This window comes from Kitasatospora sp. NPDC059408 (assembly GCF_042751525.1).
GTDB lineage: Bacteria > Actinomycetota > Actinomycetes > Streptomycetales > Streptomycetaceae > Kitasatospora.
The window spans coordinates 24,767-44,796 of the sequence record NZ_JBHYWI010000034.1 but is presented as its reverse complement, the minus strand read 5'-3'; the positions used below and the strand labels follow the sequence as shown (position 1 = coordinate 44,796).

Annotated in this window: 19 protein-coding genes; 10 read left to right on the top strand and 9 right to left on the bottom strand. The window is 74.1% G+C overall.

What is annotated here, in order from left to right; translation table 11 throughout:
* Nucleotides 1-5 precede the first annotated feature (5 nt).
* From ACFXDE_RS22850 to ACFXDE_RS22825, 6 genes are all read right to left on the bottom strand, one after another.
* On the bottom strand, nt 6-1,679 hold the full coding sequence (locus ACFXDE_RS22850; RefSeq protein WP_380496655.1) for an L-aspartate oxidase: 1,674 nt from the start codon (nt 1,677-1,679) through the stop codon (nt 6-8).
* A gap of 15 nt (nt 1,680-1,694) precedes the next feature.
* Nucleotides 1,695-2,144 carry an aspartate 1-decarboxylase gene (gene panD, locus ACFXDE_RS22845; RefSeq protein ID WP_380442374.1) on the bottom strand — a complete coding sequence of 150 codons (450 nt, stop codon included), beginning with the start codon at nt 2,142-2,144 and terminating at the stop codon, nt 1,695-1,697.
* 80 nt (nt 2,145-2,224) lie between these two features.
* Entirely contained in the window at nt 2,225-3,130 is a 906-nt protein-coding gene (gene panC / locus ACFXDE_RS22840; protein ID WP_380496654.1) for a pantoate--beta-alanine ligase, read from the bottom strand.
* Complete coding sequence (locus ACFXDE_RS22835) at nt 3,117-4,085, bottom strand: Rossmann-like and DUF2520 domain-containing protein (protein ID WP_380496653.1); 969 nt, start codon at nt 4,083-4,085, stop codon at nt 3,117-3,119. The genes panC and ACFXDE_RS22835 overlap by 14 nt, the downstream gene beginning before the upstream one ends.
* Before the next feature lie 152 nt (nt 4,086-4,237).
* The gene (locus ACFXDE_RS22830) at nt 4,238-4,927 is read right to left on the bottom strand and encodes a response regulator (protein ID WP_380442368.1); all 690 of its coding nucleotides are present in this window, start codon (nt 4,925-4,927) and stop codon (nt 4,238-4,240) included.
* Nucleotides 4,928-4,959: 32 nt separating this feature from the next.
* The gene (locus ACFXDE_RS22825; RefSeq protein WP_380442453.1) at nt 4,960-6,153 is read right to left on the bottom strand and encodes a sensor histidine kinase; all 1,194 of its coding nucleotides are present in this window, start codon (nt 6,151-6,153) and stop codon (nt 4,960-4,962) included.
* Between the two features lie 165 nt (nt 6,154-6,318).
* On the opposite strand from ACFXDE_RS22825, the gene ACFXDE_RS22820 reads away from it, so the two are divergent.
* Together ACFXDE_RS22820 and ACFXDE_RS22815 are read left to right on the top strand one after the other, a co-directional pair.
* Nucleotides 6,319-7,302: an SAM-dependent methyltransferase gene (locus ACFXDE_RS22820; protein ID WP_380496652.1), complete on the top strand. Its 984-nt coding sequence runs from the start codon at nt 6,319-6,321 to the stop codon at nt 7,300-7,302.
* A gap of 46 nt (nt 7,303-7,348) precedes the next feature.
* Nucleotides 7,349-8,518, top strand: coding sequence for an NADH-quinone oxidoreductase subunit D (locus tag ACFXDE_RS22815; protein ID WP_380442364.1), 1,170 nt, complete (start codon nt 7,349-7,351; stop codon nt 8,516-8,518).
* Between the two features lie 83 nt (nt 8,519-8,601).
* Here ACFXDE_RS22815 and ACFXDE_RS22810 read toward each other — a convergent pair whose 3' ends face one another.
* On the bottom strand, nt 8,602-9,486 hold the full coding sequence (locus ACFXDE_RS22810) for a hypothetical protein (RefSeq protein WP_380442362.1): 885 nt from the start codon (nt 9,484-9,486) through the stop codon (nt 8,602-8,604).
* A 139-nt stretch (nt 9,487-9,625) separates the two neighbouring features.
* Here ACFXDE_RS22810 and ACFXDE_RS22805 point away from each other — a divergent pair, with 139 nt between their 5' ends.
* From ACFXDE_RS22805 to ACFXDE_RS22780, 6 genes are all read left to right on the top strand, one after another.
* The gene (locus tag ACFXDE_RS22805) at nt 9,626-10,480 is read left to right on the top strand and encodes a glycerophosphodiester phosphodiesterase (RefSeq protein WP_380496649.1); all 855 of its coding nucleotides are present in this window, start codon (nt 9,626-9,628) and stop codon (nt 10,478-10,480) included.
* A 144-nt stretch (nt 10,481-10,624) separates the two neighbouring features.
* Nucleotides 10,625-11,587, top strand: a complete 963-nt coding sequence (locus ACFXDE_RS22800) for a Ppx/GppA family phosphatase (RefSeq protein ID WP_380442358.1) — start codon at nt 10,625-10,627, stop codon at nt 11,585-11,587.
* Nucleotides 11,588-12,099: 512 nt separating this feature from the next.
* Nucleotides 12,100-12,903: a sugar phosphate isomerase/epimerase gene (locus ACFXDE_RS22795; RefSeq protein ID WP_329930204.1), complete on the top strand. Its 804-nt coding sequence runs from the start codon at nt 12,100-12,102 to the stop codon at nt 12,901-12,903.
* 46 nt (nt 12,904-12,949) lie between these two features.
* Entirely contained in the window at nt 12,950-13,720 is a 771-nt protein-coding gene (locus tag ACFXDE_RS22790; RefSeq protein WP_380442356.1) for a class I SAM-dependent methyltransferase, read from the top strand.
* Nucleotides 13,721-13,885: 165 nt separating this feature from the next.
* A complete protein-coding gene (ilvD, locus tag ACFXDE_RS22785; RefSeq protein WP_380442354.1) occupies nt 13,886-15,730 on the top strand; it encodes a dihydroxy-acid dehydratase in 1,845 nt (614 codons plus the stop codon).
* A 100-nt stretch (nt 15,731-15,830) separates the two neighbouring features.
* Nucleotides 15,831-16,358, top strand: coding sequence for a hypothetical protein (locus tag ACFXDE_RS22780; protein ID WP_380496648.1), 528 nt, complete (start codon nt 15,831-15,833; stop codon nt 16,356-16,358).
* 3 nt (nt 16,359-16,361) lie between these two features.
* Here the strand turns inward: ACFXDE_RS22780 and ACFXDE_RS22775 are convergent, their stop codons facing one another.
* Both ACFXDE_RS22775 and ACFXDE_RS22770 read right to left on the bottom strand, forming a co-directional pair.
* Nucleotides 16,362-17,735, bottom strand: a complete 1,374-nt coding sequence (locus ACFXDE_RS22775) for a hypothetical protein (RefSeq protein WP_380496647.1) — start codon at nt 17,733-17,735, stop codon at nt 16,362-16,364.
* Between the two features lie 121 nt (nt 17,736-17,856).
* Nucleotides 17,857-18,306 (bottom strand): hypothetical protein, encoded by a 450-nt coding sequence (locus tag ACFXDE_RS22770; RefSeq protein ID WP_380446804.1) that lies wholly within the window; start codon nt 18,304-18,306, stop codon nt 17,857-17,859.
* 142 nt (nt 18,307-18,448) lie between these two features.
* On the opposite strand from ACFXDE_RS22770, the gene proC reads away from it, so the two are divergent.
* Both proC and ACFXDE_RS22760 read left to right on the top strand, forming a co-directional pair.
* Nucleotides 18,449-19,276, top strand: coding sequence for a pyrroline-5-carboxylate reductase (gene proC, locus ACFXDE_RS22765; protein ID WP_380446802.1), 828 nt, complete (start codon nt 18,449-18,451; stop codon nt 19,274-19,276).
* A gap of 35 nt (nt 19,277-19,311) precedes the next feature.
* Entirely contained in the window at nt 19,312-19,965 is a 654-nt protein-coding gene (locus tag ACFXDE_RS22760; RefSeq protein ID WP_380496646.1) for an HAD family hydrolase, read from the top strand.
* The last annotated feature ends 65 nt before the right edge of the window (nt 19,966-20,030 follow it).

The window sequence follows — 20,030 nt, the reverse complement described above, 5'->3', positions numbered from 1 at the left end:
GGTTCTCAACGCTCCTCGGGGGTGCTGACGGGGTCGCCGGAGGCGGTCAGGTGGGTGATCAGGTGACGCCGCCAGTGGGCGTCGTCCCGCTCGGGGAAGTCCTCGCGCCAGTGGCAGCCGCGGGTCTCCTCCCGCTGCGCGGCGGCGGCGACCAGGGCGGTGGCGACCAGCAGCAGGTTGGCCGCCTCCCAGGTCTCCACCCGCGGGTCGGCGGGCTTCTCCTCGGCGACGTGCGCGTAGGCCTGCTCGGCGAGCAGGGCCAGGCCGGCCGCGGCGTCGGCCATCGAAGCGGCCGAGCGCAGCACGCCCGCTCCGCGCGACATCAGCCGCTGGATCTCGGCCCGCGCCTCGGACGGCGGCAGCGGCACCGGCTGTGCGGCGCGCGCGGCGGCGACGTCCACCGAGCGCTCGGGCAGGTCGTCGGCGCGGTGCCGGCCGGCCAGGTCGGCGGCGATCCGCTCGGCGAAGACCAGGCCCTCCAGCAGCGAGTTGGACGCCAGCCGGTTGGCGCCGTGCACCCCGGTGCAGGCGACCTCGCCGCAGGCGTACAGGCCGGGGACGGTGGTGCGGCCGTGCCGGTCGGTGCGGATGCCGCCGGAGGCGTAGTGCGCGGCCGGGGCGACCGGGATCGGCTCGGTGACCGGGTCGATGCCGTGCGCGCGGCACGAGGCGAGGATGGTCGGGAAGCGCTGCTCCCACATCGCGGCGCCGAAGTGCCGCCCGTCCAGGTACATGTGCTCGGCGCCCTGCTCCTGCATGCGCCGGGTGATCGCCTTGGCGACGATGTCGCGCGGGGCCAGTTCGGCCAGCTCGTGCTGCCCGACCATGAACCGGACGCCGTCGGCGTCGACCAGGTGGGCGCCCTCGCCGCGGACCGCCTCGGAGACCAGCGGCTGCTGGCCCTCGGCCTCGGGGCCGAGCCAGAGCACGGTCGGGTGGAACTGGACGAACTCCAGGTCGGTGACGGCGGCGCCGGCCCGCAGCGCGAGCGCCACGCCGTCGCCGGTGGAGACCGCCGGGTTGGTGGTCGCCGAGAAGACCTGGCCCATGCCGCCGGTGGCCAGCACCACGGCGCGGGCCCGGATGGCGCCGACGCCGTCGCGCTGGCCCTCGCCCATGACGTGCAGGGTCAGGCCGGCGGCGTGCCCGTTCGCGTCGGTGAGCAGGTCGAGGACGAGCGCGTGCTCGATCAGCTCGATGCCTGGGTCGCTGCGGACGGCGGAGACCAGCGCGCGCGATATCTCGGCGCCGGTGGCGTCCCCGCCGGCGTGCGCGATCCGGCGGCGGTGGTGGCCGCCCTCGCGGGTGAGCAGGATCTCGCCGTCCTCGCCGCGGTCGAAGGCGGCGCCGGTGGCGATCAGGCGGCGGACGGCGTCCGGGCCCTCGGTGACGAGGGTGCGCACGGCCTCCTCGTCGCAGAGCCCGGCGCCGGCCACCAGGGTGTCGTCGAGGTGCTGCCCGGGGGTGTCCCCCTCGCCCAGGGCGGCGGCGATGCCGCCCTGGGCCCAGCGGGTGGAGCCGTCGTCCAGCATCGCCTTGGTGACCACCGTGGCCCGCAGGCCGGCTTCGCGGACGTTGAGGGCGACGGTGAGACCGGCCACCCCCGAGCCGACCACGACCACATCGGTGGTGGACGTCCAGCCGGGGGCGGGGGCGGTGAGGCGGTGCTTAACGGGCATGGCTCAGTTGCTCCTTCAGCGCGTGGCCGTCGTGGCCGCGCCGTCGGCGCCACGGTACGCCGTGTCGCCGCGCAGCAGGCCGCTGCCCTCCGGGGCGTCCGCGGGGTCGCCGCCGAGGCCGGTGATCCGGTTGTGCTCGTCCACGAAGACGATCTTCGGCTCGTAGCCCTTGGCCTCGGCCGTGTCCATCTGCCCGTAGGCGATGAGTATGACGAGGTCGCCGGGGTGGACCAGGCGGGCGGCGGCGCCGTTGATGCCGATCACGCCGGTGCCGCGCGGGCCGGCGATGGTGTACGTCTCCAGCCGGGCGCCGTTGTTGATGTCGACGATGTGGACCAGCTCGCCGGGGAGCAGGTCGGCGGCGTCGAGCAGGTCCTCGTCCACCGTGACCGAGCCGACGTAGTGCAGGTCGGCCTGGGTCACGGTGGCCCGGTGGATCTTGGACTTGAGCATGGTGCGGAGCATTGCGGGTCACGCCTCCTGTGAGTGCATGCCTGGGGTGGGAAGAGCTCTGTCGAACGATTCTGCGCTTGCCGGTCATCTGCCTAGCGGCAGATGACGCGGACGTTGTCGATCAGGCGGGTCGAGCCCACCTTCGCGGCGACGGCCAGCACCGCCTCGCCCTGGAAGTCGTCCGCCGCCTCGGTGAAGGCGTGCGGGTCGATCAGGGCGAGGTAGTCGAGGGTGACGCCTTCGGCGGCGTCGAGGACGGCCGCGGCGGCCTCGCGCACGGCCTTCGGGCCCTGGGCGGCGACGTCGCGGCCCGCGAACAGGGCCTTCGAGAGGACGAGGGCGCGCTCGCGCTCCTCCTCCGAGAGGTAGCGGTTGCGGGAGGACAGCGCCAGGCCGTCCTCCTCGCGGACGGTCGGCACGCCGACGATCTCGACGTCGAAGTCCAGGTCGGCGACCATGCGCTGGATGACCGCCAACTGCTGGGCGTCCTTCTCGCCGAAGAAGGCGAAGTCCGGGTCGGTGATGTGCAGCAGCTTGGCGACCACGGTGAGCACGCCGTCGAAGTGGCCGGGGCGGGTGGCGCCCTCGAAGCGCTCGCCCATCGGGCCGGCCGCCAGGCGCACCTGCGGCTCGCCGTTCGGGTAGACCTCGTCGACGGAGGGTGCGAAGACGACGTCGGCGCCATTCTCCTCGGCCAGCTTCACGTCGTCGTCGAGGGTGCGCGGGTAGCGCTCCAGGTCCTCGCCGGCGCCGAACTGCAGCGGGTTGACGAAGACCGTCACCGCGACCCGGCCCTCCGGGCCGACCTGCTTGCGGGCGGCCCGGACCAGCGCGGCGTGCCCCTGGTGCAGGGCGCCCATGGTCATCACGACGGCGTTGTCGACCGGCCGCTCGTCCGGCCAGAACGCGGCCTCGAAGTCGTCCACGGTGCGGGTGACGACGGCCCGGTGGACCTTCGGCGTCCGCTGGGGCTTGTTCGGCTGCTTACCGCGTGCCATCAGGAATCTCCTCGTTCAGTACGTCCAGCAGCGCCGCCGCCGACGGTTCGTCGATCGTCCCGTTGGCGAGCGCCCGCTGCGCCGTGGCGCGGGCCATCGCCCGGTAGGCCGCCGGGATGTCCGGGGACACCGTACTGAGCTGCGCCAGGTGGCGCCGAACGGTGCCCGCGTCGCCCCGGGCGACGGGGCCGGTGAGGGCCGCGTCGCCGGAGCGCAGGCTGTTGTCCAGGGCCGCGCCCAGCAGCGGGCCGAGCAGCCGGCCGGGCTCGGCGACGCCCGCCGTGCGCAGCAGGTCCATCGCCTGCGCGACCAGCGTGACCAGGTGGTTCGCGCCGTGCGCGAGGGCCGTGTGGTAGAGCGGGCGGACCTCCTCGGGCACCCACTCGGGCTCGCCGCCCATCTCCACGACCAGCGCCTCGGCGACCGGCCGCAGCTCCGCGGGCGCCGTCACGCCGAACGGGCAGCCGGCCAGCCGGTCCAGGTCGACGGAGGTGCCGGTGAAGGTCATCGCCGGGTGCAGGGCGAGCGGCAGCGCCCCGGCCCGGGTGGCGGGCTCCAGGATGCCGACGCCGTGCGCGCCGGAGGTGTGCACGACCAGCTGGCCGGGGCGGACCGCGCCGGTCGAGGCGAGGCCCGCGACCAGGTCGGCCAGGGCGTCGTCGGGGACGGTCAGCAGGACGAGGTCGGCGGCGGCGAGCACCTGGGGCGGGGTGACGATCCGCACGCCCGGCAGCAGCGAGTCGGCGCGGCGGCGCGAGGTGGCGGAGACGCCGGAGGCGGCGACCACGGTGTGCCCGGCGAGCTGAAGGGCGGCGCCGAGGGCCGGGCCGACCCGGCCGGTGCCGACCACGCCGACGGTCAGCCGGGCCGGGCGGTTGCCGGGGTCGCGCGGGTCGCCGAAACCGTCGTCGAGCGGGGCGAACTCGGAAAAGTCGCCGCCTTCGTAGGTGCTCACGCGCCCACCTCGCTCCGCTCGGCAGGGGCGTTCGCCCATGCGCGCCGGTCGATGGTGAGTTCGCTGCGCTCACACACGGGGCCCACCTTGTCCCTGATCTCCGTTCCGGTCCACCTCGGGTACCGGACGTACCGCCCCAGTGTACGGGCGCGTCAGTCCCCGGCCCCGGCCCGGATGAGCCCGGCCTCGTACGCGAGGACCACGGCCTGGACCCGGTCGCGCAGGCCGAGCTTGGCCAGGATCCGGCCGACGTGGGTCTTCACGGTGGCCTCGGAGAGCACCAGCCGGGCGGCGATCTCGCCGTTCGACAGGCCCTGGGCGACCAGCAGGAACACCTCCCGCTCGCGGTCGGTGAGCGGGCCGAGGGCGTCCGAGCCGGGCGCGCTCTGCGGGGTGGGGAGCACCTCGGCGAAGCGGTCGATCATGCGGCGGGTGGTGGTCGGCGCGACCACCGCGTCGCCGCCGTGCACGGCGCGGATCGCGGCCACCAGCTCGGTCGGCGGCACGTCCTTGAGCAGGAAGCCGCTGGCGCCGGCCTTGAGCGCGGCGAAGGCGTACTCGTCGAGGTCGAAGGTGGTGAGGATGAGGACGTGCGGGGCGTCCGGCAGCGGGCTGCCGTCCTCGGCGAGGCAGATCCGGCGGGTGGCCTGCACCCCGTCCAGGCGGGGCATCCGGACGTCCATGAGGATCACGTCGACCGGCGTGTGCTTCAGCCTCTCCAGGGCCTGGGCGCCGTCGCCGGCCTCGGCGGCGATCTCGATGTCGCCCTGGGACTGCAGGATCATCCGGAAGCCGGTGCGCAGCAGTTCCTGGTCGTCGACGAGCATCACGCGGATGGTCAAAGGGAGCTCCTAGGGGGTGAGCGGCGGGCGGGCTAGTGGGCCGTCTTCAGGGGCAGGACGGCCCGGATCCGGAAGCCGCCGCCGGGGCGCGGGCCCACGTCGAGGCTGCCGCTGACCATGCCGACCCGCTCGCGCATGCCGATCAGGCCGTGGCCGAGGCCGTCCGTGCCGCCGGAGGCGAGCTGCTCGTCGGTGGTGCCGCGGCCGTCGTCCTCGACCAGGACGGCGAGCTCGCGCTCCCCGAAGTCGACCGCGACCCGGGCGTGCACGTCGGGGCCGCCGTGCTTGCGCACGTTGGTCAGCGCCTCCTGGACGATCCGGTAGACGGTGAGCTCGACGCCGCGCGGCAGTTCGCGCGGGTGGCCCGAGGTCGCGTAGTCGACCCGCAGGCCGGCGGTGCGGACCTGCTCCAGCAGCTCGGGCAGCTCCTCGACGCCGGGCTGGGGCACGTACTCCTCGGCGGTGTCGGCGGTGCGCAGCACACCGAGCAGACGGCGCATCTCGACCAGTGCCTGGCGGCCGGTGGAGGCGATCGTGCCGAGCGCCTCCTTGGCCTGCTGGGGCGAGTTGTCGAGGACGTAGGCGGCGCCGTCGGCCTGGACGATCATGACGGAGACGTTGTGCGCGACGACGTCGTGCAGTTCGCGGGCGATCCGCGCCCGCTCGGCGGCGACGGCGACCTTGGACTGGGCGTCGCGCTCGCGCTCCAGCCGGGCGGCGCGGTCCTCCAGCTCGGTCAGGTAGGCGCGGCGGACCCGGGTCAGCCGGCCCCAGGCCCAGCAGAGGATGAACGGGGTGCTCATCAGCAGCATGATGAGCAGCGCCTCGCCGATGCTGTACGGCGTGCGGACGGCGGTGACGCCGTCCTCCGCGAAGTGCGTCTTGGCGGGGTTCATCCGCCAGTAGGCGAGCGGCCCGGCGGCCAGCCCGGCGGCCAGGGCCAGCCGGGAGGTCCAGGTGCGGCCGAAGGCGGCGCCGGTGTAGGCGAACACCAGGTAGGCGATGGAGGAGGCGGCCGGGTCGATGTCGAGACCGACCTGGCCGAGGGCGATCGCGGTGGCCGCGGCCACCGCGACGTCGGGCAGGCGGCGGCGGAAGACCATGAGCGCGGGCAGCGCCACCGCGGTGGCGATCTGCGCGTCGAACCGCCAGCCCCCGGAGACGTTGTCGTTCGGCAGGAGGCCGAGGAGGAGCACGATCGCCGCCCAGGCGGCGTCGACCACCATGGGGTGACGGCGGAGCCAGGCGTTGAGTCGATGCACGTCTCAAGCGTAGGCAGTCGCACGACCCGTCCAGGTCCGCCGGTAGGGCGATCCGCCCTACTCCGTAGGTCGGAGAAGCCCCGGCTCCGGTTGGGGAGGGGCCGGGGTCGGCCGGTAGCGTCGCGCCCCATGACGTGGATGCGGTGGGCGCCCGCCATGGAACGGGCCCTGTACGACCAGGAGGCGGGCTTCTACCGCAGGCCGGAGGGCCCGGCGGGGCACTTCCGCACCTCGGTGCACGCCTCGCCGGAGTTCGCCCGTGCGGTGGCCCGGCTGCTGCTGGAGGTTGACGCGGCCCTCGGCCGTCCGGAGGAGCTGGCCTTCGTCGACGTCGGGGCCGGGCGGGGGGAACTGCTGACCGGGGTGCTCGGGGCCGTCCCGGACGACGTGCGCGCGCGGCTGCGCCCGTACGGCGTGGAGATCGCGGACCGGCCGGCCCGACTTCCGTCCACAGCCCTGTGGACGAGCGAGGTGCCGCGGGGCGTCAGCGGGCTGCTGTTCGCCAACGAGTGGCTGGACAACGTGCCGCTGGACGCCGGCGAGGTGGACGAGGACGGGGTGCTCCGGTACGTCGAAGTGGAGACGGAGACCGGCCGGGAGCGGCTCGGCGAGCCCGTCTCGGAGGCCGACGCCGCCTGGGCCGCCCGCTGGTGGCCGGTCGAACACCCCGGGGACCTGGTGGAGTTCGGCGGCCCCCGGGACGCCGCCTGGGCGCACGCCGTGGCCGGGCTGGAGCGCGGCCTGGCCGTCGCCGTCGACTACGGGCACACCGCCGCCCGCCGTCCGCTCTTCGGCACCCGCGCCGGTTTCCGGGACGGCCGCGAGGTGGCCCCCGTGCCGAACGGCTCGTGCGACGTCACCGCGCACGTCGCGCTCGACTCGATCGCCGTCCCCGCTGTCCACAGCCTGTGGACGACGCAGCGCGAGGCCCTGCGCGGCCTCGGCGTCAGCGGCGGGCGCCCGCCGCTCGCCCTCGCCTCCAGCGACCCGGTGGCCTACCTCCGGGCCCTCGGCGGCGCCGGGGAGGCGGCCGAACTCACCGACCCGGCCGGGCTGGGTGCCTTCGGCTGGGTCGTGCAGAGCGTCCGCATTCCACCCCTGGAGATTTGGTAGGGGCTCGGAGCCTGGAACCCCTGGTGGGATGGCAGACTCTGAACCCATGAGGGAGACCACGGTCGGCATCGGGGCGGGAGCCGAGAACATCACGGGCGAGGCGGGCACCACCGACATGGTGCTCAACATCGGCCCGCAGCACCCCGCGACGCACGGCGTACTGCGGCTGCGGCTGGTGCTCGACGGCGAGCGCATCGTCACCGCGGAGCCGGTCATCGGCTACATGCACCGGGGCGCGGAGAAGCTGTTCGAGGCCCGCGACTACCGGCAGATCATCATGCTGGCGAACCGGCACGACTGGCTCTCCGCCTTCTCCAACGAGCTCGGCGTCGTGCTCGGCGTCGAGCGGATGCTCGGCATGGAGGTGCCCGAGCGGGCGGTGTGGATCCGCACCCTGCTCGCCGAGCTCAACCGGGTGCTCAACCACCTGATGTTCCTCGGCTCCTACCCGCTGGAGCTCGGCGGGATCACCGCGATCTTCCACTCCTTCCACGGCCGCGAGGACCTCCAGCACGTGCTGGAGGAGGCCTCCGGCGGCCGGATGCACTACATGTTCAACCGGGTCGGCGGCCTCAAGGAGGACCTTCCGGCCGGCTGGCTCGGCCGCGTCCGCACCGCCGTCGCCACCGTCCGCTCCCAGATGCCGGTCTTCGAGGACCTCGTCCTCGGCAACGAGATCTTCCGCGCCCGCACCGCCGGCGTCGGCGTCCTCACCCGGGCGCAGGCCGAGGCGTACGGCGTCAGCGGCCCGATCGCGCGGGCCAGCGGCCTCGACTTCGACCTGCGCCGCGACGAGCCCTACCTCGCGTACGGCTCCGAGGAGCTGCGGCAGGTGCTCACCGTCGTCACCCGCGAGGAGGGCGACTGCCTGGCCCGCTTCGAGTGCCTGCTGGAGCAGACGCTCAACGCGCTGGACCTGGCCGACGCGTGCCTCGACAAGCTCGCCACCCTGCCGGCCGGCCCGGTCAACCTGCGGCTGCCCAAGGTGCTCAAGGCCCCGGAGGGCAGCACCTACGCCTGGACCGAGAACCCGCTCGGGATCAACGGCTACTACCTGGTCTCGCGCGGCGACAAGACGCCGTGGCGGCTCAAGCTGCGCTCGGCGTCCTTCAACAACATCCAGGCGCTGACCGAACTGCTGCCCGGGACCCTGGTCGCCGACATGGTCGCGATCCTCGGGTCGATGTTCTTCGTCGTCGGCGACATCGACAAGTAGACACCGACGAGTAGACACCGACGAGTACGGCGACGAGCAGGGAACGAGCGGGCCCGGGGACGGACGGTCCCCGGGCCCGGCCCTCAGTCCTTCTTCTTCGCCTTGCCGACCGGATCCGCCGGGTGCGGCGCCACCTTGCGGTCGCCCTTCGTGGCGATCCGCTCCTCGCACAGGCCGGCCAGCACGTCGTAGCCCGCCCGGCCCATCAGCTCGGTGAGCTCGGGGCGGTAGCTGACGTACACCGGGTCCGGCCCGCCGTGCGCCTCCGGGCTGCCGGTGCACCACCAGTGCAGGTCGTGGCCGCCCGGGCCCCAGCCGCGGCGGTCGTACTCGCCGATCGTCACCTGGAGGTAGCGGGTGTCGTCCGGCCGGTCGATCCAGTCGTAGGTGCGGCGGATCGGCAGCTGCCAGCACACGTCCGGCTTGGTCTCCAGCGGCTCGCGGCCCTCCTTGAGCGCCAGCGCGTGCAGCGCGCAGCCGGCCCCGCCCGCGAAGCCGGGGCTGTTCACGAAGATGCACGCGCCGCCCACCCGGCGGGTCTGGCGGTCGCCGTCCTCGTCGAGCATGGTGATGCCGCCGTCGGCCTTGATCCGGCCCTTGCCGTCGGTGCCGTGCGCGAAGTTCTCCCAGATGTCCGGCGTCAGCCGGGCGGCGTGGCCGGCGACGCGCTTCTCGTCGTCCTCGTCCGAGTAGTGCGCGCCCAGCGTGCAGCAGCCGTCCGACTCGCCGCGGCCCTCGCGGATGCCGTGGCAGCCGCGGCCGAACACGCACGACCAGCGGGAGGTCAGCCAGGTGAGGTCGCAGCGGAACACCTGCTCCTCGTCGGCGGGGTCGGCGAACTCGACCCAGGCGCGGGGGAAGTCGAGCGGGACCTCGGCGCGCAGGGCCGGCATGGCCAGGTCGACCGGGGCCGGAGCGGCCGGGACCTTCGCCTTGGACTTCTTCTTGGAGGTTTCTGCTGGTGCCACCCGGCAAGGGTAGAGCCTCCGCGGGAACCACCGGCCGTGTCGGGCAGTCCGTTCGGTTTGATGATTCCGAGCCGTTGCGTGTTGGATGCCCCGTGCGTCCGTGCCCGCGGCGCCCGACGCCCGACTGGAGCCCCGAGCCGTGACCGCCTCGCCCCGCGCCGTCCGGACCGCCGTCCTCGCCTCGCTCGCCGTCCTGGCCTCCGGCTGCGCCTCCGGACCCGCGCTGCGGGCCCGGGCGGAGAGCGCGCCGCCGCCGTGCACCGGACCCGTGGTGATCGGCCACCGCGGCGCGCCGCAGAACGCCCCCGAGAACACCATGGCCTCCTTCGACACGGCGCTGCGCCAGGGTGCCGACTGGGTGGAGACCGACGTCCAGACCACCCGCGACGGCGTCCCGGTGCTGATGCACGACCCGAGCGTGGACCGCACCACCAACGGCAAGGGCGCGATCGGCGACCTGACCGCCGCTCAGATAGCCGCCCTGCGGGTGACCATCGGACCGGGCCCGGCCGAGCCCGTCCCCACCCTGGAACAGCTGCTCGAACGGATGGCCCGCACCAACGCCACCCTGCTCATGGAGATCAAGTGGCAGCGCCGGACCGAGGACGTCGTCCGGATCGCCAGGCTCGCGGCGGCCAGCGGCGCCCGGGTCATCATGTACTCGTTCTCGGCCGACCACCTGCGGGTGGCCCACGCGGCCGCGCCCGGACTGCCGATCGTCCTCATCCAGGGCGCCTCCATCGCCGAGAACCCCGGCAACCTGCCGCTGAGCGGCATCGCCCTGGACACCACCCTGGCCAGCGCCTCCCGGATCGCCGCCGAGCGCCGGGCCGGGCACGAGGTCTACGTGTGGACCGTCGACGACGAGGAGTCCTGGCAGCTGATGACCGGCCGTGACGCCGACGGCCTGATCACCGACACCCCCGGCCCGGCCCGCCGCTGGCTGGACGCCAACTGCCCCACCGGCCGCCCGGCGGGACCGCACAGGAACTGAGGGATCCGGCCACCCGGGCCGGGCCCGCCCGCCGGCGTCCGCCGCCCCCTGGCACCTGCGACCAGCACCAGTGCCGCGGCGGCGCCGAGGCAGTACCGCCGCGACCGATCACCGGCGCGGCCGGATCGCGTAGCGTGGAGAGTTATGCGACTCGGTGTGCTCGACGTAGGTTCCAACACGGTCCACTTCCTCGTGGTGGACGCCCATCCGGGCGCCGCCCCCGTGCCCGCTTACTCGCACAAGGCCGAACTGCGTCTCGCCGAGCTGCTCGACGAGCGCGGGGCGATAAGCGAGGCCGGTGTCGAGCGGCTGGTCGGCCACATCGCCTCCTCGCTGCGCGTCGCCGAGGACAAGGGCGTCGTCGACATCCTGCCCTTCGCCACCTCCGCCGTCCGCGAGGCCGCCAACGGGGAGGACGTGCTGCGCCGCGTCGCCACCGAGACCGGTGTCGAACTGCGGGTCCTGTCCGGCCAGGACGAGGCCCGGCTCACCTTCCTCGCCGTGCGCCGCTGGTTCGGCTGGTCCTCCGGCCGGCTGCTCAACCTGGACATCGGCGGCGGCTCGCTGGAGATCGCCTGCGGCCTGGACGAACAGCCCGACGTCGCCTGCTCGCTGCCGCTCGGCGCCGGCCGGCTGACCGCCCGCTGGCTGCCCGGCGACGTCGCCGACCCGGACGGGCTGCGCGAGCTCAGACGCCACGTCCGCGCCGAGATGGCCACCGTCGTCGGCGAGATCTCCCGGCTCGGCGCCCCGCAGCACGCCGTCGCCACCTCCAAGACCTTCAAGCAGCTCGCCCGGATGACCGGTGCCGCCCCCGCCGACGCCGGCCCGTACGCCGACCGCCGGCTCACCCGCACCGGCCTGTCCGCCTGGCTGCCCCGGCTGTCCACCATGACCGTCGCCGAGCGGGCGCAGATCCCCGGCGTCTCCGAGGGCCGGGCCAAGCAGCTGCTGGCCGGCGCGCTGGTCGCCGACGCCGCGATGGACCTCTTCGGCCTTGAGGAGCTCGACGTCTGTCCGTGGGCCCTGCGCGAGGGCATCATCCTGCGCCGCCTGGACGCCATGGACAGCCCCGCCGACCGCCGCCGGCCCGCGCTGACCACCTGATCCGCAGGCCGCGCCGTCACCCCGCAGGACACCGGGAGCGCCTGAGAGCCGCGTCTCGTTCGCCCGGCGTTCGGTGCCGTTCGCGAGCCGGTCCGCTTACGCTGTCTCCCGTGGTGCAACCAGCGGGCGACGACGGGACGCGGGAGGGCCGCGCCCCCGGCGACGGGCAGCCGCGGCCGGACGGCCCGCGCCGCAAGCTGGGCAAGACCGTCAAGGGCGCCACCGCCGCCAAGGCCGCCAAGGCCGTGAAGGCGGCCCAGCGCACCGCGCAGGGCGCCAAGAAGGCCACGGCCAAGAAGACGACGGCCAAGAAGGCCGTGGCGGGGGCCGGGAAGGCCGCCCCGAAGGCCACCGCGGCCCCGGCGCGCAAGGAGACCCGCACCGCCCGCGCCACCGGCGCCGCCAAGGCCGCCGTCCAGTCCGTGAAGTCGGTCAAGGCCGCCAAGCGCGAGGCCACCCGGGCGCCCCTCCTGCGCACCACCGACCGGCTCGTGCTGCCCCCGCACCCGGCCCTGCACATCCCGGACACCAAGGTCGCCCTCTCCACCGCCTCGGTGTACCCCGCGAGCACCGCCGTCGCCTTCGAACTCGCCGCCAAGCTCGGCTACGACGGCGTCGAGGTCATGGTCTGGAACGACCCGGTCAGCCAGGACATCGAGGCGCTGCGCCGCCTCTCCGACCACCACCGGCTGCCGATCCTCGCCGTGCACGCGCCCTGCCTGCTGATCACCCAGCGGGTCTGGACCACCGACCCGTGGACCAAGCTGGTCCGCGCCCGGGCGGCGGCCGAGAAGCTCGGCGCGAGCGCCGTCGTCGTCCACCCGCCGTTCCGCTGGCAGCGCCAGTACGCCCGGGAGTTCGTCGAGGGCATCAACCGCATGGCGGGCGAGACCGACGTCCGGTTCGCGGTCGAGAACATGTACCCGTGGCGCTACCGCGACCGCGAGATGCTCGCCTACGCCCCCGGCTGGGACGTCACCGAGGAGGCGTACCGGCACTACACCATCGACCTCTCGCACGTCTCCACCTCCCGGATCGACGCGTTCGAGATGGTCGAGCGGATGGGCGACCGGCTCGCCCACATCCACCTCGCCGACGGCAGCGGCTCCGGCAAGGACGAGCACCTGATCCCCGGCCGCGGCAACCAGCCCTGCGCCGAGCTGCTGGAACACCTCGCCCGCACCGGCTTCGACGGCCACGTCGTGCTGGAGGTCAACACGCGGCGCTCCGCGTCCCCCGCCGAACGCGAGGCCGACCTCGCCGAGGCGCTCGCCTTCACCCGCTTGCACCTGGCCACCCCCTCGCGCGTACGCTGAACCCACGTGCCCCACCGGGCACCAACTGCCGCACGTAGGGGGAGACATGACGGAGGCAAAGAACTTCCGGGAGCTCGCTCAGAGTTTCGGCGGGGTCGCCGCCGAGTACGACCGCGGCCGCCCGACCTACCCCGACGGACTCTTCGACGCCCTGGAACGGCTCTCCGGCCGCGCCCTCAAGGGCGCCCGCGTCCTGGACGTCGGCGCCGGCACCGGCATCGCCACCCGGCTGCTCGCCGCCCGCGGCGCCGACGTCGTCGGGGTCGAGCCCAACGGCGGCATGGCAGCCCAGTACCTCGCCTCCTCGCCCGGCCTGCCGCTGGTCCGGGCCTCCGGGGACGACCTGCCCTTCCACGACCGCTCCGCCGACCTGATCACCTACGCCCAGGCCTTCCACTGGACCCGCCCCGAGCTGGCCGTCCCCGAGGCGATCCGGGTGCTGCGCCCCGGCGGCGCGCTCGCCACCTGGTGGAACGTCCACGACGAGACCGTCCCGTGGGTCCGGGCCCGGGCCGAGCGGATGGCCGCCGCGCTGCCCGAGCGCTACCACGGCTACGGCGGGATCAGCGAGCACACCAGCCACTTCGCCCCGGCCGGCCTCGCGGTCGAGCGCACGGTGCTGCGCTGGGAGCGGCGGGTCACCGTCGACCACGTGATCACCGACCTCACCTCCCGCTCGTACCTGGCCTCGCTCGACCCGGCCGAGCGCGCTCCGGTCCTCGCCGCCGAGCGCGAGGCCACGCTCGCCGAGTTCCCCGGGGGCTGGGTGACCGAGCCGTTCACCCTGGAGCTGGTGGTCGCCGTCACGCCGTCCTGACCCCCCGTGCGGCCGTACGGTCCGCGTGCCCGTGCGCCCGCCGCCTGACCGCATCGCGGACGGACCGTCCGCGGCCCGGACGGCGGGCGTAGGCTCGGTAGCCACAGCGGTTCCCGCACCTCCCGCCCGCGGGGCCGCGCGCGAGCCCCGAAGGAGTGGAGCACAGTGCCCGAGCTGAGGTCCCGTACGGTCACCCACGGTCGCAACATGGCAGGCGCCCGGGCGCTTCTCCGGGCCGCCGGCGTAGCCCGCGAGGACTTCGGCAAGCCGATCATCGCGGTCGCCAACTCCTTCACCGAGTTCGTCCCCGGCCACACCCACCTCCAGCCGGTGGGCCGGATCGTCTCCGAGGCGATCAAGCAGGCCGGCGGCATCCCGCGCGAGTTCAACACCATCGCCGTCGACGACGGCATCGCGATGGGCCACGGCGGCATGCTCTACTCGCTGCCCTCGCGCGACCTGATCGCCGACTCGGTCGAGTACATGGTCAACGCGCACTGCGCCGACGCCCTGATCTGCATCTCCAACTGCGACAAGATCACCCCGGGCATGCTGATGGCCGCGCTGCGGCTCGACATCCCGACCGTCTTCGTCTCCGGCGGCCCGATGGAGGCCGGCAAGGCCACCCTCGTCGACGGCACCGTGCGCAAGCTCGACCTCGTCGACGCGATCTCCCAGGCCGTCAACGAGAACGTCTCCGACGAGGACATCGCGATCATCGAGGAGAACGCCTGCCCGACCTGCGGCTCGTGCTCCGGCATGTTCACCGCCAACTCGATGAACTGCCTCACCGAGGCGATCGGCCTCTCGCTGCCCGGCAACGGCTCCGTCCTCGCCACCCACACCGCCCGCCGCGCCCTCTACGAGAACGCCGGCCGGACGGTCGTCGAGATCGCGAACCGCCACTACGGCCGGGACGACGCCTCCGTCCTGCCCCGCGCGATCGCCACCCGCGCCGCGTTCGAGAACGCCATGGCCCTCGACATCGCCATGGGCGGCTCGACCAACACCATCCTCCACCTGCTCGCCGCCGCCCAGGAGGCCGAGCTGGACTTCGGCCAGCGGGACATCGACGCGATCTCCCGCAAGGTGCCCTGCCTGTCCAAGGTCGCGCCCAACGGCTCGTACTACATGGAGGACGTCCACCGGGCCGGCGGCATCCCCGCCATCCTCGGCGAGCTGTACCGGGCCGGGCTGCTCAACGAGGACGTCCACACCGTGCACGCCGACTCGCTCGCCGAGTGGCTCAAGACCTGGGACGTGCGCGGCGGTTCGCCCTCCGCCGAGGCCGTCGAGCTGTGGCACGCCGCCCCCGGCTGCGTCCGCTCCGCCGAGGCCTTCTCGCAGTCCGAGCGCTGGGAGTCGCTGGACACCGACGCCGCCAAGGGCTGCATCCGCAGCGTCGAGCACGCCTACTCCGTCGAGGGCGGCCTCGCCGTGCTGTACGGCAACCTCGCCGAGGACGGCTGCATCGTGAAGACCGCCGGCGTCGACGAGTCGATCTGGACCTTCAGCGGCCCGGCCGTCGTCGTCGAGTCCCAGGAGGACGCGGTCGAGGCGATCCTCGCCAAGCGCGTCAAGGAGGGCGACGTCGTCGTCATCCGCTACGAGGGCCCCAAGGGCGGCCCCGGCATGCAGGAGATGCTCTACCCGACCTCCTTCCTCAAGGGCCGCGGCCTCGGCAAGGCCTGCGCGCTCGTCACCGACGGCCGCTTCTCCGGCGGCACCTCGGGCCTGTCCATCGGCCACGCCTCCCCGGAGGCCGCCTCCGGCGGCACCATCGCCCTCGTCGAGGACGGCGACACCATCGCCATCGACATCCCCGGCCGGACGATCTCCCTGGAGGTCCCGGACGAGGTGCTCGCCGAGCGCCGCCGGGCGCTGGAGGCCGGGGGCGGCTACCGCCCGAAGAGCCGCGAGCGCCAGGTCAGCCAGGCCCTGCGGGCCTACGCCGCGATGGCCACCTCCGCCGACAAGGGCGCCGTGCGCGACGTCACCAAGCTCGGCTGAGCCACTCGCACCACACGCGGGAGGAGGAGCCGCCCCGGACCACGGGACGGCTCCTCCTCGCGCGTCCGGGGCCGGGGACAACCGGGGGATAATCGGCGGCGTGAGCGAGCAGCCCCCCACCCCCGCCCCGAACCCCGCCGGCGCCCCGGACCCCGCCGCCCCGCAGCCGGAGCCGATCCGCTGGTTCGGCACCAGCTGGGTGCACCGCGACCACGGCTACTGGCCGCGCCGCGTCGCCGTGTCCGCCGGCTCGCTGGTCATCGCCGCGGCGGCCGCGTTCGTGCTGCGACTCGCCGTCGAGGGCGTCGCGCTCTCCGCCCAGGGCGGGTTCCTCAACACCCTGCTGGTGCTGGCCGTCGCGCTCTGCTCGCTGCTGGCCGCGCTGCGCACCTGGAAGGTGCTCGCCGAGGGCAAGGACCGGCTCACCGGCTGGATGACCGAGGACCGCTCGCTCGGCGCGGTCTGGATGATCGGCGGGGTCGGCTCCCTGCTGGCCTACTTCGTCCGCAGCCTCACCGAGGCCCCGGGCGAGGGCGTCCGGCGGGCGCGGTACGAGCGGGCCGTCGAGCAGTACGAGAAGCGCCGGACCGGCCGCGGCGGCCGGTCCGGCGGGAAGCGCAAGCGCTGACGGTCAGTTGCGGCTGACCGTGCCGCACTGGTCGCTCGGGACGAGGTCCTTGCTGCGGTCGTACGGGTCGGTCGCGGGGCCGGTCGGCCGGGAGCCCGGGGTGTCCTGCCGGACCGGGTCGAACTGGGCGAACTGCGGGTGGTAGAAGCCGTCGTAGACGTCGCAGGCCGAGTTGGCCGAGTCCGAGCCGCCGCCCTCGCCGAACGCGATCTTCTTCGGGTTGACCTGGTAGCGGGCCGGGTCGTAGAAGCGGAAGTTCTCGACCCGCCGCACGACCGTCCGGGTGGTCCAGGTGTCCCCGGCCACGTCGGCCGCGGGCAGCACCAGGCCCACCGGCCTGGCCGCCGGGTCCTGGGTCCCGGGCGCGGCCGGCTTCGTCGGCTTCGGGCCGCCGCTCGCCGACGGCGCGGGCGACGCGGCCCGCTTGGCGGCGTCCGGGCCCGGACGCACCGCGTACACGTAGCTGAAGTCGGCGTGCACCAGGACGCCCTTGTCGCCGTCGCCCTCGAAGCCGATCCGGCCCTGGACCTTGACCACGCCGCCGACCTGGACGGCCTCGCGCGGGTCGAAGCGGCTGAACCAGTTGGTGGGGTCGTTCTCCTTGGACGGGGTCGCCAGGGCGGCGGCCGCCTGGTCGCGCTCGGCCCGGTCCAGCAGCGCCAGCGCGGCCTCCGGGCGGCCGCCCGCGATGACCTGCGGGTCCAGGTTGGCGGCGGTCAGGTAGTCCTTGACCAGCTGGAGCTGAGCGGCGACCTGGTCGGCGGAGAAGACGCCGGTGGCCTTGGCGTCGGGGAGCACGAAGGCGTCCGCGCCGTTCGGCCAGCCCTCGGCGGGGGAGCCGGCCCAGGGGTGGTCGACCGTCGGCTGGTCGGCGTCGACCTTCGGCGGCGCCGTCGTCGGCTTGGCCGTCTCCGGGGCGACGGTGGGCACCGGGGTGTGGGACGCCGAGGAGCCGGCGGAACCGCCCTGGTACCAGTTCCGCAGCCCCTCGATGTTGAGCGCCGCCACCAGCACCGCGATGGCCAGGACGGCGAAGAGCGGCGTGCGCCACTCCAGGACCCGACGCTTGGGCGGGCGCGGGTTGCCCCAGGGGTCGACGGCCTGGAGCTTCGGCTTGCGGCCGAACCGGCGCTTCGGCGCCGCCGGGCCGTCGTCGACCGACCGGCGGCCGCCCGGGTCGACCGGCGGGGTGTGCTTCCACTGGGCGGCAAGCATCCGGGTGCGGCCGGACTGTTCCGTGACGGCGGCACCCTTGACGAACTCGTCGTCGAGGACGAGGTCCGCGAACGGGTCCTTCCCGCCCGCTCCGGACGGGTCGGACCCGCCCGGCTCACCGCCCTCCGAGGGGCGCGGTTCTGGATCTTCGGCGATCGGCATCGCGCCAGTATGCCGACGGGGTGTGACGACCGGTCGATCGGGGGCACACCTTGTGGTGAACTCGTGCACGGAGTGCCGAGGTTTGCCCCGTTTGCCCAGGTCGGAGCAGTGCGGGGGAGGCTCAGCCCTTGCTGCGGGCCTGCTTCACCGACCCCACCACACCGGCGATCGCCAGCAGGATCCCGGCCGGGATGAGCGACTCGAAGAACGCGGCGAACACGCCCGCGTCGCCGAGGAACAGCTGCGCCAGCGTGTTCAGGAGCAGCAGTCCGCCGGCCGCCGGGAGCGCCGCCTGCCACGGGTGCGCGTCGGCCCACCGCCGCAGCCGCCGGTCGCCGGTGTCGCGTCGCAACTGGCCGCCCAGCGTGCCGACGAGGAAGAAGAAGAACAGACCCCAGCCGGCCGGTCCGGCCAGGATGCTCAGCGACCAGTGCCCGGTGATCGCGTCGATCCCCAGGGCCGTCGCCCCCACCACCGCACCGACCCCCGCGGCCGTCCGCCACGGACCCATCGTCGCCGAGGCGACGGCGAGTTGCCGGTTCTCACGTCGGGACATCTCGTCGTGTGCCATACCCCCACGGTGCTCCTGCGGACGCCCCGGGGCCATAGGGGAAACCCCCGAGTTTCTCCGTAAGGGACCACAGGCCGGACGGTCCCGCCGGGGGCTGCCGCGCGGTGCGAGGATGGCAGCAGTACCGAGGTTAGGAGCGGCCATGGGCGGCAGCGCAGCGCACGGACAGAAGATCGCCTTCCTGGGCACCGGCAAGATCGGGGAGGCCCTGCTCTCCGGTCTGCTGCGGGCCGGCAAGGATCCGGCGGACGTCCTGGTGACCGCCCGCCGCCCCGAGCGCGCCGCCGAACTGGCCGACCGCCACGGCGTCGTGGCCGTCTCCAACGCCGAGGCCGCCAAGCTCGCCGACACCCTGATCCTCGCCGTCAAGCCGCAGGACATGGGCACCCTGCTGGAGGAGCTCGCGCCGCACGTCAGCCCGGACCGGCTGGTCATCTCGGCCGCGGCCGGCGTGCCCACCGCGTGGTTCGAGGAGCGGCTGGCGGCCGGCACCCCGGTGGTCCGGGTGATGCCCAACACGCCCGTCCTGGTGGACGAGGGGATGAGCGTCATCTCGGGCGGCTCGCACGCCACCGAGGAGCACCTGGTGCGCGCCGAGGAGATCTTCAGCTCGGTCGGCAAGGCGCTGCGCCTGCCCGAGAGCCAGCAGGACGCGGCCACCGCGCTCTCCGGCTCCGGCCCGGCCTACTTCTACTTCCTCGTCGAGGCGATGACGGACGCCGGCATCCTGCTCGGCCTGCCCCGGCAGGTGGCGCACGACCTGATCGTCCAGTCCGCGATCGGCGCCTCGGTGATGCTGCGCGACTCCGGCGAGCACCCGGTGAAGCTGCGCGAGGCCGTCACGTCCCCGGCCGGCACCACCATCGCGGCCATCCGCGAGCTGGAGAACCACGGGGTGCGGGCCGCGCTGCTGGGCGCCCTGGAGGCGGCCCGGGACCGCTCGCGCGAGCTGGCCTCCGGGGGGAAGTAACCGCCTCGAACGTCCGTCCGGTTAGGCTCGGCGGCATGGCCTACGACCTGGTGATCTTCGACAACGACGGCGTCCTGGTGGACAGCGAACCGCTCTCCAACCGGGTGCTGGCCGAGTACCTGACCGAACTCGGCCACCCGACGACGATCGAGGACAGCTACCGGGACTTCATGGGCTGTGCCGCCCACCGCATCCACGACGTGATCGCCGAGCGGTACGACGGCGCGACGCTGCCCGAGGGCTTCGACGAGCTCTTCCACGGCCGGGTCTTCGACGCGTTCGGCGCCGAACTCACCGCCGTCCGGGGCGCGGAGGCGCTGCTGAAGGAGCTCCAGCGGCGTGCCGTCCCGTACTGCCTGGCCTCCTCCGCGCACCACGCGTGGATCCGCACCGCGCTCGACGTCACCGGCCTGCGCGGGCACTTCGCCGAGGAGCGGATCTTCAGCGCGCAGGACGTCGGCGTCGGCAAGCCCGCGCCCGACCTGTTCCTGCACGCCGCCCGCACCCTCGGCGTCGACCCCTCGCGCTGCCTGGTGCTGGAGGACAGCCCCAACGGCGTGCTGGCCGCCCGCGCCGCCGGCATGGACGTGTACGGCTACACCGCGCTCACCGATCCGGCCAAGCTGACGGCCGCCGGGGCCACCGGGCTGATCGCCGACCTCGCCGAGGTGCCCGCGCTGCTGGGCTGAGCGCGGAAAGCGCTGCGCACCCTCTCCCCAAAGTCCTCCCGGGCACCTACGCTCTCGCCAACATC

Bases quoted from the DNA above. Each gene is read 5' to 3' on its own strand.
- ACFXDE_RS22775 (WP_380496647.1), bottom strand. From the start codon at position 17,735: ATGCCGATCGCCGAAGATCCAGAACCGCGCCCCTCGGAGGGCGGTGAG.
- ACFXDE_RS22770 (WP_380446804.1), bottom strand. From the start codon at position 18,306: ATGGCACACGACGAGATGTCCCGACGTGAGAACCGGCAACTCGCCGTC.
- panD (WP_380442374.1), bottom strand. From the start codon at position 2,144: ATGCTCCGCACCATGCTCAAGTCCAAGATCCACCGGGCCACCGTGACC.
- ACFXDE_RS22825 (WP_380442453.1), bottom strand. From the start codon at position 6,153: ATGGTGGTCGACGCCGCCTGGGCGGCGATCGTGCTCCTCCTCGGCCTC.
- ACFXDE_RS22815 (WP_380442364.1), top strand. From the start codon at position 7,349: ATGAGGGAGACCACGGTCGGCATCGGGGCGGGAGCCGAGAACATCACG.
- ACFXDE_RS22820 (WP_380496652.1), top strand. From the start codon at position 6,319: ATGACGTGGATGCGGTGGGCGCCCGCCATGGAACGGGCCCTGTACGAC.
- ACFXDE_RS22850 (WP_380496655.1), bottom strand. From the start codon at position 1,679: ATGCCCGTTAAGCACCGCCTCACCGCCCCCGCCCCCGGCTGGACGTCC.
- proC (WP_380446802.1), top strand. From the start codon at position 18,449: ATGGGCGGCAGCGCAGCGCACGGACAGAAGATCGCCTTCCTGGGCACC.
- panC (WP_380496654.1), bottom strand. From the start codon at position 3,130: ATGGCACGCGGTAAGCAGCCGAACAAGCCCCAGCGGACGCCGAAGGTC.
- ACFXDE_RS22790 (WP_380442356.1), top strand. From the start codon at position 12,950: ATGACGGAGGCAAAGAACTTCCGGGAGCTCGCTCAGAGTTTCGGCGGG.
- ACFXDE_RS22800 (WP_380442358.1), top strand. From the start codon at position 10,625: ATGCGACTCGGTGTGCTCGACGTAGGTTCCAACACGGTCCACTTCCTC.
- ACFXDE_RS22760 (WP_380496646.1), top strand. From the start codon at position 19,312: ATGGCCTACGACCTGGTGATCTTCGACAACGACGGCGTCCTGGTGGAC.